The organism is Bacillus sp. HNG (genome assembly GCF_003400205.1).
Lineage (GTDB): Bacteria > Bacillota > Bacilli > Bacillales > Bacillaceae_L > Ferdinandcohnia.
Map to the genome: position 1 here is coordinate 19,684 of NZ_QUQV01000020.1, position 13,869 is coordinate 33,552.

Consider the following 13,869-nt stretch of genomic DNA (forward strand, 5'->3'; position numbering starts at 1 on the left):
GAATGCCTCCTATTGTTTCCTTATCTTCTTCCACCATTTTATCAATATAGGTTTGATATTCTCTACCTTTTTCAAAAATCCTGCACATTTTCGAAAAATCTTTTCAACATTTTTCGTAACAGCGGATGGCATCAGCCTCCAGATCATGACTCCAATCCACTTTAGTGGGGCAAAACAAATTTTAACGATTATCCAGCAGATTTTAAGAAGGAGTCTCCCAAATACCAAAAGGACATTAAATATCCCCAAAAGAATCACAATAATAAGCTGATAGAGCATTTTTATGGGGCGAACGATGAGAAACTCTCCAGTTCGAAGTAAAAATTCATAAAAGCGTATAATAGCTTGAATAATATGTTCTAGTATCCTCACATACATTGTTTTTAAGAGGCTTTGGTATGCGGCAAATCCACATAATATCGCGATAAAGACATAAAATCGCAGTTCACCCTCATTTACTAACAAAAGTGTATAAAAGAACAACAGGCCTTGTACAATCCAAAATAGAATGTCATTGATAAAAACGAAGAAATACTTTCGTCTTGAACGTTTTAAAAAACGTTGATACGTGTCAAGAGAGGCTCCTAGCCAACCCCCCATGCAAATCATTGCAAGTAATGTGTAAAATTGGGTTGACAAGGTCATCTAAATAACTTGCTAAAGAAACCTTTAGCCTTCTCCGTGGAGTGTTCGTCCAAATAGCTAATATCATAGACCCTTCCCTTGATTGATACAATGCCTTTTTCCACATCTAGATTTTTCATTTGCAGATTTTGGCCACGAATTGCTAGGAAGCCCATAACAGTTTCAAGTAAAAACTCCTCATTATCAAAGCTTTCTACCTGTTTTACACCTGTTATGTCAAGAAGCTTGCGACTTCTCATAATCACATCATGCTCTTGTACGGTTCCTCTATTAGATGGTGTTCCATCATGATATTGGTTCATCTTTTAACCCCCACATTCATACTTTGGTAAAATAACCAATGGTTTAATAGTAAAATGTATGAATTTGTGGTGGAATTTAGAACAAGCCTTACTGAGATTATCGAATATTACGCTTCTACTTTTTCCTCTTTCACTACAGAGTAAAGCTTATTGGCATCTTCTTTTTTTGTTGTTTCTTGAAGATCCTCAATTTTAACAGTTACAATTTTCTGGCCAAAACGGATGGTTAACTCATCCCCGATTTTCACATTGCTGCTTGCTTTTGCAGCTAGGCCATTAATCAAGATTCTCCCCTGATCTGCAACCTCTTTTGCTAGAGTACGCCTCTTAATTAATCGGGAAACCTTCAAAAATTTATCCAGTCGCATCTACCTTCACCTCTTTCTATCAAATGCGCCTTGGCGTATTTGCGCCTGATTTTAGACCCACAGGAAGTGGCGTTCTTAGTCTTCGTTCACTTTATCGGGCATTTACTGGTAGTTGCTCTCCTAGAGGGCTTAATACCAGTTAATGCGGGAAAAACTTCCTTTGAAAAATCATGGCATCCGCCAGAGGCTCTATAACTTTATTCAGTGGGAGCTCCTACTGAATAAAGTTATAGTCCGTTTTGTTTGGCTTTCTCCCAGATGGCATCGAGTTGATCAAGGGTTTGCTCTTCAAACGTTAACCCTTGTCTTCTGAGTTCTTCTTCTATAAATTGAAAACGTCTTGCGAACTTCTGATTGGTCATCGCAAGTGCTTCTTCTGGGTCAAATTTGTAAAATCTCGCGATATTGGCTAAAGCAAATAGGATATCGCCGAATTCTTGAACAGCATCTCCTTTTTGTTTCCCAGCTACCGCTTCCTTGTATTCTTGTATTTCTTCAAAAACCTTTTCCCACATAGGTTCGACAGCATCCCAGTCAAATCCTACCTTGGCAGCCTTTTTTTGATACTGCACGGCCTTCATTAAACCTGGCAAGCCCTTTGTAACTTCATCTAAAATCGACTTTTCTTCAGCAACATTGCCTTTTTCCATTCGTTTAATTTGCTCCCAATTGGTCACGACTTCCTCTGCTGTATCAGCTGTTACTTCTCCAAATACATGTGGGTGTCTTCGAATCATTTTTTCGGAAATTCCACGAATGACATCATCAATGGTAAACATTCCTTCATCCTCACCAATTTGGGCGTGAAGGAGAATTTGAAGAAGCACATCCCCTAGCTCTTCTGCTAAATGGTCATCATCTGCACTGTCGATTGCATCAAGAACCTCATAGGCTTCCTCTAGCAAATATTTTTTTAACGACTCATGGGTTTGTTTTTGATCCCACGGACATCCGCCAGGGCCTCTTAAAGCTGCAATAATTTTTCTAAAGGTACGAAAATCATGGTAATGCAACCCTTCCTCTTTCGCGGGCGGGACATAGACGCTTGTCAGATTATTCACTTCGACCCCTCTATCTAATTCATATAGAGGAACTTTCGTGATTTTTTCATCCTTACTACCCGCTGCAGTTACGATATACACTTCATACTCATCAGGTAATTGCTCCATTAATGTTAACTTCACATTTGATGCAATGTATTGGTCATACACCTGACAGATGATGATGTGCTGGGTAAGCTGTAGTTCATCTTTTTCAAAGGATAAGGCATCAAGGAATTGAAATCCTTCGATTGGATCAATCTTCAACGACGCCAATAACGGGTCAATAAAGCTTTGGCCACCCTCAATTTGGATCTGAAGAGTTTCATCTTCAAGTAAAAGTTGAGTTGTCTTTTCTGCTACCATTGGATGTCCCGGTACGGCATAGACAATATCCTTTGTTTTCGCTTCATCTTTTAAAATTGCAACAATTTCATCATAAACTGACTCAAACTGCTCATGCTTTTCATAAATCTCATCGAACGATTGATAGGAAATTCCCTCTGCTTCTAATTCCTTAATGACAGGATGCTCCTTCGTCCGAAGAAACAAATGTTCCGTTGCTAAAAGTTTACGATAGATGCCTAGTGGAAGCTGTGATAAATCTCCCGCTCCTAATCCGATAACTGTAATCATATTCTTTTCCCCCTCTTAAGTAACCTAATAAAAAAGGTTCCTTTTGATCCTATTGGGATTTCCGAGAGCTCTACTTCCGTAAATACGCTCCCTCTTAAAATAAAAAATAGATAGGTCAACCCTCCGATAACAACAGAGGATAATGCTTCAAAGCTTGCAAATGTTCGAGTTTCTCCTAGTACCGGAAAAAGGTGATGCAAGACCCATGAATAACAAAAAATAACGAACGCCATGGCACCTGTTGCAAAAAGGACATGATAAACAAATTTCCAATTGCCCAGTACCCCTGGTAGCTTCCTTTTTACGATCATCATTTGTATAACTGCAATTACCCCAAAAGCAAACAAAGTTGCAGCGGCTGCCCCACTTGTTTCATATGTAGGGATAAGGAGCAGATTAAGAATCCATTTTAATAGCATTCCACCTATAATGACAATGGCAGGGATAAAAGGATGACCTAGCCCTTGTAAAATCGCAGTAATGGATTGCGATAATGTCGTAAATAAAATCGAAAAACCGAAGACCATTAAGACATTTGTTCCATGGTCATTTCGAAATAGCATAATATTGGTTGGCTCTAGAACACAAGCAAGTCCTACTGCCGCCCCAAGTCCCACAACAACACTTAAACGGAATGTTAAATCGACCTTTTTTTGAATAAAGGCCATATCGTTTCTTGCCTTTGCACTTGCGATTAGTGGGACAAGTGATAACGCCAAGGATGTAGCCACTATTGTTCCAAGCTGAAGCAAAGGCTGACCTCTATCATAAATTCCTTTTACCTGTTTTGCCGCCTCCTCATCCATTCCACCGGAAACTAACAAGGAATACACAGTGAAGGAGTCGACCAACTGAAAAAGAATTAACAATAACGCACTGATACAAATCGTCATTCCTTGAGTGAAAAGAATTTTGACAATCTCCATTGTGTGAATGGAAGCTTTTTTGTAGAGACGTTTTTGATCGACTTTCTTCCTTTTGAGTAAATAAAACAACAGTACGGATATTGCTGCAACCCCACCTGTAACTGAACCAAATATCGCCCCCGCTCCTGCCTCATATACTCCATAGCCATAATCCAAGAGTATAAATGACATGAGCAGAATGGTGACAACGCGAATCAATTGTTCCGTTACTTGTGAAACGGCAGTTGGAATCATATTCTTATGACCCTGAAAATACCCACGAAAGACAGAAATAAACGGCAGGAGTAAAAAGGAAAAGGAAATCACCTTTATTAGGGATGAAAGCTCTTTGTCACCCATCCAACCGGCAACCACTTCTGCCCCCCAATATAAAAAACTAAATAGGACAATCGCCATTCCGAGTAATGTCAGTAAAGTGATATAAAGTATTTTCACAACTGATGCTTCATCCTGTTGTTCCAACTTTTCTGCAAGAAGCTTTGAAATAATCACTGGAAATCCATATGTCGAAAACACGAGGACAATTCCGTAAATCGGATATGCCTGTTGGTATATGTAAAAGCCGATATCCCCCGCAATATTTTGATATGGGATTCGGTAGCCTGCACTTAGTATCTTGGTGATCAACCCGGCAAGGGTAAGGATAAATGCCCCTTCCCAAATTCGTTTTGACCGCTCTACGGATTGGACGCCCATCGCCCATCTCCTTCCCTCAAATCAAATACGCCTTGGCGTATTTGCGCCCGATTTTTTTTCGAGCAAGCTCGAAAAATTTCCTTTGAAAAATCGTGGCATCCGCCGAAGGCTGTAACTTTATTCAGTTGGGTTAAAGTCCCAACGAATAAAGTTACTAATTTCCAGTGTATTATAACATACTTAATGTTCTACGTTGGACAATTCCTCCCTAACGGAAGAAAAGGCAGCTACAATAGCTACCTTTTCCATCTATTCATGCTTTTATATTACTGTTCCATCTGACGCGCTAGGAATCCAGCTGCAGTTTCGACTGCTTTTTGTTCTACTTCTCCAAGCGCTTTTTCTTTTGATAGAATTACAACTGCACCTATTGGATCTCCGTTTGCAATGATTGGACCGATTGTATATGATGAGATTGTTTCATCGGCACCCTCAACGATGGATACTTGGCGTTCTTCTGTTTCTAAAATAGAAGACCTATCCTCCATCGCTTTTTCGACTAGCTCACTAATATTTTTATTTAAGTATTCTTTTTTTGAGCCTCCTGCAACCGCAATAAATGCATCACGGTCACAAATAAGTACTTGATGCCCAAGGCTATCAAAAAGAGCCTCTGCATATTCCTTTGCAAAATCACTTAGTTCACTAATCGGAGAATATTTCTTTAAAATGACCTCACCATCTCGATCAACGAAAATCTCTAATGGATCTCCTTCTCTAATACGTAGCGTTCTGCGGATTTCTTTTGGGATAACTACTCGACCTAAATCATCAATTCGACGAACAATTCCAGTTGCCTTCATTCTTATGATGCCTCACTTTCATCTGATGATTAAAGAATAGTGGTGATTAATGTACAATTTGTCTGGATTTGAATAAATCACCATTTGTTGTTGAGTTTAGTATCTTACACCAACAGAGTTCTATTCACGATGATCGTGATTTTTCATCAGAGGGAAAATTAACCATACATCAGAACTATAGGTCACTCAGACTTTGGTATTATTCGTCAAATTGTTTTGCTAGACCAATTAGTTAAACCGCATTTACATTTTCCTTTTTCACATCTTGTAATCCTTTAACCATATCATGGATTATACCTAGCCATTGGTTTACATCTAGTCCTTTTGTTTGGATGACAATTTTCAATTTACTGCCTTCCATCCCAAGACCAACCATTCGGCCAAATGTATTCCCTAATTTAAAGATCTTTCCACCATCAATGTGACTGCTTGCTTCTTCAGATAAAAGAATTGTAATCTCTTGTTTAACCTGTTTAATTGAGATGACTTGCTCTGCTAATGCATACACCTTTATTTTGGCTATCTTAAATAGATAGTCCACCTCAACAGGATATTCACCAAAACGATCAACCATCTCTTCTTGAAGTTCTTCTACATCCTCCATTGAAGAGATACCTCTAAATCGCTTATACATATCAATTTTTTGGCGACCATCTGAAATGTATGCATCTGGAATATACGCATCCACTTCAACGTCAATTTCCACACTCGTTTGTTTTACAGCTGCCGGATCCCCCTTACGTTCCTCAATTGCCTCTTTCAGCATTTGTGAGTAAAGGTCAAATCCAACAGAATCTATAAACCCATGCTGTTGGGCTCCTAAAATATTTCCTGCACCACGAATTGATAAGTCGCGCATCGCGATTTTAAATCCTGAACCGAGTTCTGTAAATTCCTTGATTGCTTGCAGTCGTTTTTCGGCGACTTCATTCAATACCTTATCCTTCCGGTACGTAAAATACGCATATGCTACACGATTCGAGCGTCCTACACGACCTCTAAGCTGATAAAGCTGTGAAAGCCCCATTCGGTCCGCATCCTGAACAATCAATGTATTCACATTTGGAATATCGACACCTGTTTCAATAATAGTTGTCGTCACAAGGACATCATATTGACCATCTAGGAAATTTAAAATCACTGATTCAAGTTCATTCTCAGTCATTCTTCCATGGGCATACGCAATCCTTGCATCAGGAACCAGCATGGAGATTTCTTCTGCCTTTCGCTCGATATCCTCTACACGGTTATATAAAAAGTATACTTGGCCATCTCTTGCCATTTCCCGTTCAATCGCTTCTCTTATTAGTTCTCCATTGTATTCAACCACATAGGTTTGCACTGGGAACCGATTTTCAGGTGGCGTTTCAATGACAGACAGGTCGCGAACACCTAGCATGGACATGTGAAGCGTCCGTGGGATCGGTGTAGCCGTCAATGTGAGTACATCTATATTCGCTTTTAATTGTTTGATTTTTTCCTTATGTGTAACGCCAAAACGTTGTTCCTCATCAATAATTAAAAGACCTAAATCTTTATACGTAATATCTTTAGATAAGAGACGATGTGTACCGACGACAATATCAATTGTTCCTGCTTTTAGCCCTTTCATAACCTCTGTTTGCTGCTTCTTGGAACGGAAACGACTTAATTGTCCAATTGAAATCGGAAAGTCTTGGAACCTTTCACGGATGGTTTCATAATGCTGTTGCGCCAAAATGGTAGTTGGCACTAGGAAGGCAACCTGCTTTCCATCCATAATCGCCTTAAATGCTGCACGAATTGCAACCTCTGTCTTTCCATAACCTACATCTCCACAAAGGAGACGATCCATTGGACGCTCGCGTTCCATATCCTTTTTAATTTCATGGATCGACCTTAGCTGGTCCTCTGTTTCTTGATATTGGAAAGAAGCTTCAAATTCTCTTTGCATTTCTCCATCTGGAGAGAATGCAAATCCCTTACTTGCTTCACGCTCCGCATATAGCTTAATTAAATCTTCCGCAATATCCTGTACCGACGATTCAACTTTCTTCTTAACACGTTTCCAGTCAGTACCACCTAATTTGTAAATCTTCGGTTCCTTGCCTTCAGAGCCAACATACTTTTGTACCTGTTCAATTTGATCTACAGGCACGTAAAGTTTGTCGTTCCCTTGATAGCGAATATGCAAATAATCTTTATGAATTCCATTGATCTCTAATGTTTCAATTCCCAAATACTTTCCAATCCCGTGGTTGATGTGAACAACATGGTCTCCAACATGCAATTCGGAATAGCTTTTGATCCGCTCAGCATTTGAAAGCTTTTGCTTTCGCTTGGACTTTTGCATTTTTTTCTTAAAAAGCTCTTCCTCAGTGATGACTGCGATTCGTTGTAATGGCAATTCAAAACCATCCTGTAAATCTCCAAGCATGATTTGTGCTTTACCTAGCAAAATATCTCCATCCGTTTTACTAGGAATTGCTTTCATCTCATAGTCAGACAAGACCTGCTCCAGTTTTTTCACCCGCTCCTCATTTGAACCGATGAAAATAACAGAGTAATTCCCTTTTTGCCAGCGTTCAAGCTCTGTTTTTAGAACATGCATTTGACCGTGGAAATTTTGCATCTGTTTACAGGACATATTTAAAATGTTCTGTGGACTCGTATGCGGCACATGTCTAAGAAATAAAGATAAATACACATAAGGATTGGTGGATTGTTGGAGAAGCTTTGTAAACGAATGTGACAGAGTCATATTATGAATGATCTCACCTTTTGATAAAAGACTTATCACCCATTCGGCTTCTTCTTTATCTAGACTTTCTGCCATCTCCTGGATTCTACTAATTTCATCTAACAATACAAGCCCATTTGTAGGTAGATAGTCTAGCAAACTAGCAGGCTGGTCGTAGATGAGAGATAGATATTTGAACATTTGCTGCAAAGTTTGCCCATTTCTCAATTGTTCAAGCTCGTAAGAAATATTCTCTACAAACAGTTCTTTCACTTTTTCATCCTTAACCTTTTTTAAGCTTTTCGCTAAACCTTCTTCTAATGCACTTGCACCTTTTTTCAAATGTGTGGGCGTCAATAGAATTTCAGTTGCGGGTCCGAGCACAACCGTGTTTATTTTTCCTTGTGAACGCTGATCTTCAAGTGAGAATGTGCGGATTGAATCTATTTCCGTATCAAATAACTCAATCCTTACTGGATTTTCCTCGGTTAACGGGTAGATATCTAGAATTCCACCTCTTACACTATATTCGCCAGGCGCAGATACCATTGACACCCGCTCATAGCCCATAGCGACGAGCTTTTCCAATGTATCTGACACTTCAATATCGTCACCTACCGTAAATGTCAGCTGACTTTCAGTCCATAGTTTTTTAGGTGGAAGAAGCCTTTTTAATCCCGCTATCGGAGCAACAATGACCCCTTTGGATTGATGGCTCCAATAGTTCAACGCTTCGATTCGTTGCCCTTTAAGTTCAGGGCTCGCGATTCCAATTTCTGATGCAATTAATTCATTCACTGGATAGAGGAAAACCTCGTCTTCATCTAAAAGCCCATTTAAATCTTCATAAATTTTTTGAGCCTGAAACAAATTATGTGTTACGACTAAAATTGGTCGTTTTGTTTGCCTATATAAAGCTGCCGTCAACACGGTGCGAGCAGAGCCCGATAAACCAGCAATTAACTGTTCTCGTAAGCCCTCCTCTATTCCATTTATAATTGATTTTAACTCATCATTATTTCCAACATATTGCTGTAGTCCCTTAAGCAACTCGGTTACCCCCTCTCTAAGTTCGTAATGTTTCCTTTGGTTAACCGAACTTAGGAATCTCAAGTCTCTATCTTAAAATAAATAGAAAAACGCTTTGGTGTGTGGGCCAAAGCTTTTTCTATTATTTTATTGAATAAATGATTCATATTGATGAAAATCAGGATTACGGTGTAATGCCTCCTGACAATCCTCACATATTGTCTTCACATGAATGTCCCCATTTGATTGGTATGAAATCATTTCTTGTCGCTCTTGGTCTGTTAATTGATGGAACCCGAGACTTTCGCTATGTAGGGACAAGTTATCAATGCTACCAACCTTCACACCACAATGTCGACAATGGTAATGTAGTGCCATAAGAATCCTCCTCGTGAGATTACGACTCAAAAGTTTACACTTTCTAGTATAAACCGCGAAGAGATTCTTTATTCACAACGACTTACCTTATCATACTATATTATTTCATAATCAAATACGCCTTGGCGTATTTGTGCCCGATTTTTTTCGAGCAAGCTCAAAAAATTTCCTTTGAAAAATCGTGGCATCCGCCGGAGGCTTTAACGCTACGCAGTAGAATTTTTACTCTACTGAGTAGCGTTAAATTCGTTCATTATCTGTAAAAATGGTGTTGATACCCACTTTTCTGCTGCCTCTGCTGACTTTTGAATGGCATCCTTTATATCTTGTGACTCTTCTGGTTGAAAACGTCCTAGGACATAGTCGGCGATCTTCATGCCATTTGTTGGACGGTTGATCCCAATTCGAATACGTTTAAACTCTTGTGTTCCTAAATGGTTGATAATGGACTTCATGCCATTATGACCACCTGCGCTTCCTTTTTCACGAAGCCTAATTTTTCCTACAGGAAGGTCCAACTCATCATAGACAACTAGTATATCATCTACTAGAATATCATAATAATCCATAAGTGGCCTGATACTTTCTCCCGATAAATTCATATATGTAAGAGGCTTTAAAAGTAGAACCTTCTCCCCATTTACTATGCCTTGACCAAACACCCCGTTGAATTTTGCCTTATCTAGCGAGATATGTAATTTACCGGATAGTTCGTCAATAACCTTAAAGCCGACATTATGTCGTGTTTCTTCATACTGCCTTCCTGGATTTCCTAATCCAACAATTAGCTTCATGTTATTTCCCCCATTTTTTCGAATCAAAAAATTAGTGTACCTGTTGCAAAAGGACGTAACCGTTTTGGTTACGTCCAACCTTTTTGTCCTTTATTTACTGCTTTACTCAGATTCGTTTGTTTCTCTGCCTTCTAGATTATCTGGTTGGCCAGGCTCTTGTTCTTCACCTGTGCTAATCTCTTCTTCCTGTCTTGGAGCTAGAACAGATGCCACAACCTGTGAAAGGTCCTGATTAATGGTATATTTACCATTCGAATCTATATCCTCGAGTTTAATAACATCCCCAACACCTAAATTTGTCACATCGACATCAATGGTTTGTGGAATGTCTGTTGGTAGAGCAGAGATCGATATCTGATGAATTGACTGCTGAAGGACTCCACCATCCTTCACACCCACTGCTTCCCCAACTAAATTAAGATTTACGTCAACTGTTACCTCTGTTGACATATTAACAATTAGAAAATCAGCATGAATGACTTCACTTTTGATCGGGTCTGTTTGAACATCATGGAGCATGACTGAATGCTGATTATTATTTATTGAAAGCTTGATAATCCCATTTCGCCCAGTTTCCCGAATCGTCTTTAAAAAATCTGTACTACTTACGTAAATTGGCTGACTTTGATTTGGACCATTTAAAATAGCTGGGATATTCCCCGCTTGTCTGATTTTGGTAAGTGTTGAATTTTTATCTTTTACTCGTTCTGTCGCTTCTAAAACTGCAGACATGTTATACACCATCCTTGGAAGATTTAGTCATATTACTAAATTTCCCCTAAAGATGATGAAGTAAACCTTATTTTTAAAAGAAAAAGCCTCTTTTGCTATTGCGTTTTTGTATTAATCAAATAAGGTGCTGACAGATTGTTGCTCGTGAACACGGATGATTGCTTCACCAATTAATGGCGCTACTGAAAGCTCTTTGATTTTATCAATCTTTTTCTCTTCAGGTAAACGAATTGTATTGGTGACAACCAATTCTTTGATTTTTGAATTTTGTATACGTTCAATCGCTGGCCCTGATAAGACAGGATGTGTGCAGCAAGCATACACTTCTGAAGCGCCGTTTTCGACTAATGCATTTGCAGCTAATGTAATTGTCCCTGCTGTATCGATAATATCATCGATTAGAATTGCGGTTTTTCCTTCGATATTCCCGACAATATTCATGACTTCAGCCACATTTGGTCTTGGTCGGCGCTTATCAATAATCGCAATTGGAGCTTTTAGACGATCCGCCATTTTACGAGCACGGGTAACCCCACCATGGTCAGGAGAAACAACGACAATGTCTTCAAGGTTTTTACTCTTGAAATAATCTGATAGGATTGGTACACCCATTAGATGGTCAATTAAGATATCAAAAAAGCCTTGGATTTGTGGAGCATGAAGGTCTAATGTAATCACGCGGTCTGCCCCTGCTGTTTCTAATAGATTGGCGATGAGCTTAGCTGTAATTGGCTCACGTGCACGTGCTTTACGGTCCTGTCTTGCATATCCGTAATATGGCATGACGATATTAATCGTTTTTGCAGATGCACGTCTAAGTGCATCAATCATAATCAATACTTCCATGATATGCTCATTTACAGGTGCACTCGTTGATTGGATGACAAAAACATCACATCCACGAATACTTTCTTCAATGTTAATTTGAACTTCTCCATCGCTAAAACGTGTAACTGAGCATTTTCCAAGCTCAACACCAATCGACTTAGCAATTTCCTCAGCCAAAGGTGCATTCGAATTTAAGGAAAACACCTTTAAACTTGAGTCTCGGTATTCTTTAGACATGATCTTACCCGACCTCCATTAGGAATTTTTCTTTTGATTTAGACGTTCTACATAGTTCTCTTTATTAACCTGACGTGCTCTTGCGATGGCGAGGGCGTCATTTGGTACTTCACTTGTAATAGTTGATCCTGCTGCAACATATGCTCCTTTGCCGATCGTTACTGGAGCCACAAGATTTGAATTACAGCCAATAAAGGCATCATCTTCAATTTTCGTTAAAAATTTATTTTTTCCGTCATAGTTTACAGTGATAGAGCCACACCCAATATTTACGTTTGTGCCGACCTCTGCATCCCCAATATAGCTTAAATGTGATGCTTTACTTCCTTCGCCGAAAACAGCCTTTTTCAATTCAACAAAGTTTCCTACCTTTACTTTATCACTAATTTGTGATGCAGGACGGATATGTGCAAACGGTCCAATTGCTACATCATTTCCGATACTACTATCATGCGCAACTGAATGGCGGATTACTGTTCTTTCACCAATTTTACAATTCTTAATTTCTGAATTTGGACCAATCTCACAATCAGATCCAATTTCAACATCTCCAATAATCACTGTTCCTGGGTGTATCACAGTGTCTGATCCAATTTTAGAATCTGCTGAAATGTACGTATTGTCAGGGTCTATGATTGTAACACCATTTATCATATGTTGTTTATTAATTCTTTGTTTCATTAGCTTTTCCGCCTGTGATAATGCATAACGATCATTTACTCCAAGCGTTTCCTCAAAAGAAGCTGTTTGAAAGGCAGTTACAATTTCACCTTTGTTTTTCAGAATTTCAATCACATCTGGAAGGTAATACTCGCCCTGTACATTATCATTCGAAACATTTGAAAGTGCCTTAAACAAAGCTTCGTTATCGAAACAATATGTACCTGTGTTAATTTCGGCAATCGTACGTTCTTCTTCTGTTGCATCTTTATGTTCAACAATTCGCTCAACATGTCCTTCTGCATTACGTACAATTCTTCCATATCCAGTAGGATCCGCTGCCACAGCTGTTAAAATGGATGCTTTTGCTCCAACACGCTCATGCTGTTCAAGTAAGGCTTCCATTGTTTCCGCTGTAATAAGTGGTGTATCACCACAAACAACCAAGGTTATACCCTTTTCATTTGCTAAGTGATTTGCTGCCTGCATAACCGCATGTGCAGTACCTAATTGCTCTTCTTGAAGGGCATATTCACTTGTATCTCCGATTTGTGCTTTTACTTTTTCCGCTCCATGTCCAACGATTGTCACAAGCTTTTGAAGGGATAGTGTTGAGAGTTGATCCACTACATGCTGTACCATTGGTTTTCCACATACAGGATGTAGAACCTTATAAAGCTTTGATTTCATGCGCGTTCCTTGCCCTGCGGCCAAAATTACGCCATATCGATTTGTCATGTATAGGCCTCCATATCAATTTCGCCTCGGCGATTTTACATCCAGATCTTTTCGAGTAAACTCGAAAAGATTCCTTTAAAATCGCATTTATCCGTCGGCGGCTTTCATTATATCCAGTCGAGGTTTAAACCTCGATTAAATAAAATTAACCTTAATATCCATTTCGAATATATCTTAAAAACAGACCATTTTCAAGAAAACTAACGAAAGTACATGATTTTTTTGATTGGAAATTTTTATTTGGGGTTATGTTATAGCGAAGGTACGTACACTATGCTTGTTAGTAGGGGATTGTACAGCAAGATAGATTATAGTTTCTTTTTTTCATAGAAAAAGAG

12 protein-coding genes are annotated in these 13,869 nt (G+C 39.1%); all 12 read right to left on the reverse strand.

What is annotated here, in order from left to right; all coding sequences use genetic code 11:
• Positions 1-9: 9 nt before the first annotated feature.
• Positions 10-645 carry a spore cortex biosynthesis protein YabQ gene (yabQ, locus tag DZB84_RS21785; RefSeq protein WP_116354406.1) on the reverse strand — a complete coding sequence of 212 codons (636 nt, stop codon included), beginning with the start codon at positions 643-645 and terminating at the stop codon, positions 10-12.
• Positions 642-947 (reverse strand): sporulation protein YabP, encoded by a 306-nt coding sequence (yabP, locus tag DZB84_RS21790; protein ID WP_116354407.1) that lies wholly within the window; start codon positions 945-947, stop codon positions 642-644. Before yabP ends, yabQ begins: the two co-directional genes overlap by 4 nt.
• A 107-nt stretch (positions 948-1,054) precedes the next feature.
• Positions 1,055-1,315, reverse strand: coding sequence for an RNA-binding S4 domain-containing protein (locus DZB84_RS21795; RefSeq protein WP_116354408.1), 261 nt, complete (start codon positions 1,313-1,315; stop codon positions 1,055-1,057).
• A gap of 227 nt (positions 1,316-1,542) precedes the next feature.
• Complete coding sequence (gene yabN / locus DZB84_RS21800; RefSeq protein ID WP_116354409.1) at positions 1,543-2,991, reverse strand: bifunctional methyltransferase/pyrophosphohydrolase YabN; 1,449 nt, start codon at positions 2,989-2,991, stop codon at positions 1,543-1,545.
• Positions 2,988-4,613 (reverse strand): putative polysaccharide biosynthesis protein, encoded by a 1,626-nt coding sequence (locus DZB84_RS21805; protein ID WP_116354410.1) that lies wholly within the window; start codon positions 4,611-4,613, stop codon positions 2,988-2,990. Before DZB84_RS21805 ends, yabN begins: the two co-directional genes overlap by 4 nt.
• Positions 4,614-4,879: 266 nt before the next feature.
• On the reverse strand, positions 4,880-5,416 hold the full coding sequence (gene spoVT, locus DZB84_RS21810) for a stage V sporulation protein T (RefSeq protein ID WP_116354411.1): 537 nt from the start codon (positions 5,414-5,416) through the stop codon (positions 4,880-4,882).
• Positions 5,417-5,648: 232 nt separating this feature from the next.
• Complete coding sequence (gene mfd, locus DZB84_RS21815) at positions 5,649-9,185, reverse strand: transcription-repair coupling factor (protein WP_116354412.1); 3,537 nt, start codon at positions 9,183-9,185, stop codon at positions 5,649-5,651.
• Between the two features lie 126 nt (positions 9,186-9,311).
• Positions 9,312-9,542 carry an anti-sigma-F factor Fin gene (gene fin, locus DZB84_RS21820; RefSeq protein WP_116354413.1) on the reverse strand — a complete coding sequence of 77 codons (231 nt, stop codon included), beginning with the start codon at positions 9,540-9,542 and terminating at the stop codon, positions 9,312-9,314.
• Positions 9,543-9,769: 227 nt separating this feature from the next.
• Positions 9,770-10,336, reverse strand: a complete 567-nt coding sequence (pth, locus tag DZB84_RS21825) for an aminoacyl-tRNA hydrolase (protein ID WP_116354414.1) — start codon at positions 10,334-10,336, stop codon at positions 9,770-9,772.
• Between the two features lie 102 nt (positions 10,337-10,438).
• Positions 10,439-11,068 carry a 50S ribosomal protein L25/general stress protein Ctc gene (locus DZB84_RS21830; protein WP_116354415.1) on the reverse strand — a complete coding sequence of 210 codons (630 nt, stop codon included), beginning with the start codon at positions 11,066-11,068 and terminating at the stop codon, positions 10,439-10,441.
• 111 nt (positions 11,069-11,179) lie between these two features.
• On the reverse strand, positions 11,180-12,133 hold the full coding sequence (locus DZB84_RS21835; RefSeq protein ID WP_116354416.1) for a ribose-phosphate diphosphokinase: 954 nt from the start codon (positions 12,131-12,133) through the stop codon (positions 11,180-11,182).
• Positions 12,134-12,151: 18 nt separating this feature from the next.
• Positions 12,152-13,531: a bifunctional UDP-N-acetylglucosamine diphosphorylase/glucosamine-1-phosphate N-acetyltransferase GlmU gene (glmU, locus tag DZB84_RS21840; RefSeq protein WP_116354417.1), complete on the reverse strand. Its 1,380-nt coding sequence runs from the start codon at positions 13,529-13,531 to the stop codon at positions 12,152-12,154.
• Positions 13,532-13,869 lie beyond the last annotated feature (338 nt).

Excerpts from the sequence above, each read along its gene's own strand:
- yabQ (WP_116354406.1), bottom strand. The coding sequence starts at position 645 with ATGACCTTGTCAACCCAATTTTACACATTACTTGCAATGATTTGCATG.
- yabP (WP_116354407.1), bottom strand. The coding sequence starts at position 947 with ATGAACCAATATCATGATGGAACACCATCTAATAGAGGAACCGTACAA.
- DZB84_RS21795 (WP_116354408.1), bottom strand. The coding sequence starts at position 1,315 with ATGCGACTGGATAAATTTTTGAAGGTTTCCCGATTAATTAAGAGGCGT.
- yabN (WP_116354409.1), bottom strand. The coding sequence starts at position 2,991 with ATGATTACAGTTATCGGATTAGGAGCGGGAGATTTATCACAGCTTCCA.
- DZB84_RS21805 (WP_116354410.1), bottom strand. The coding sequence starts at position 4,613 with ATGGGCGTCCAATCCGTAGAGCGGTCAAAACGAATTTGGGAAGGGGCA.
- spoVT (WP_116354411.1), bottom strand. The coding sequence starts at position 5,416 with ATGAAGGCAACTGGAATTGTTCGTCGAATTGATGATTTAGGTCGAGTA.
- fin (WP_116354413.1), bottom strand. The coding sequence starts at position 9,542 with ATGGCACTACATTACCATTGTCGACATTGTGGTGTGAAGGTTGGTAGC.
- pth (WP_116354414.1), bottom strand. The coding sequence starts at position 10,336 with ATGAAGCTAATTGTTGGATTAGGAAATCCAGGAAGGCAGTATGAAGAA.
- DZB84_RS21830 (WP_116354415.1), bottom strand. The coding sequence starts at position 11,068 with ATGTCTGCAGTTTTAGAAGCGACAGAACGAGTAAAAGATAAAAATTCA.
- DZB84_RS21835 (WP_116354416.1), bottom strand. The coding sequence starts at position 12,133 with ATGTCTAAAGAATACCGAGACTCAAGTTTAAAGGTGTTTTCCTTAAAT.
- glmU (WP_116354417.1), bottom strand. The coding sequence starts at position 13,531 with ATGACAAATCGATATGGCGTAATTTTGGCCGCAGGGCAAGGAACGCGC.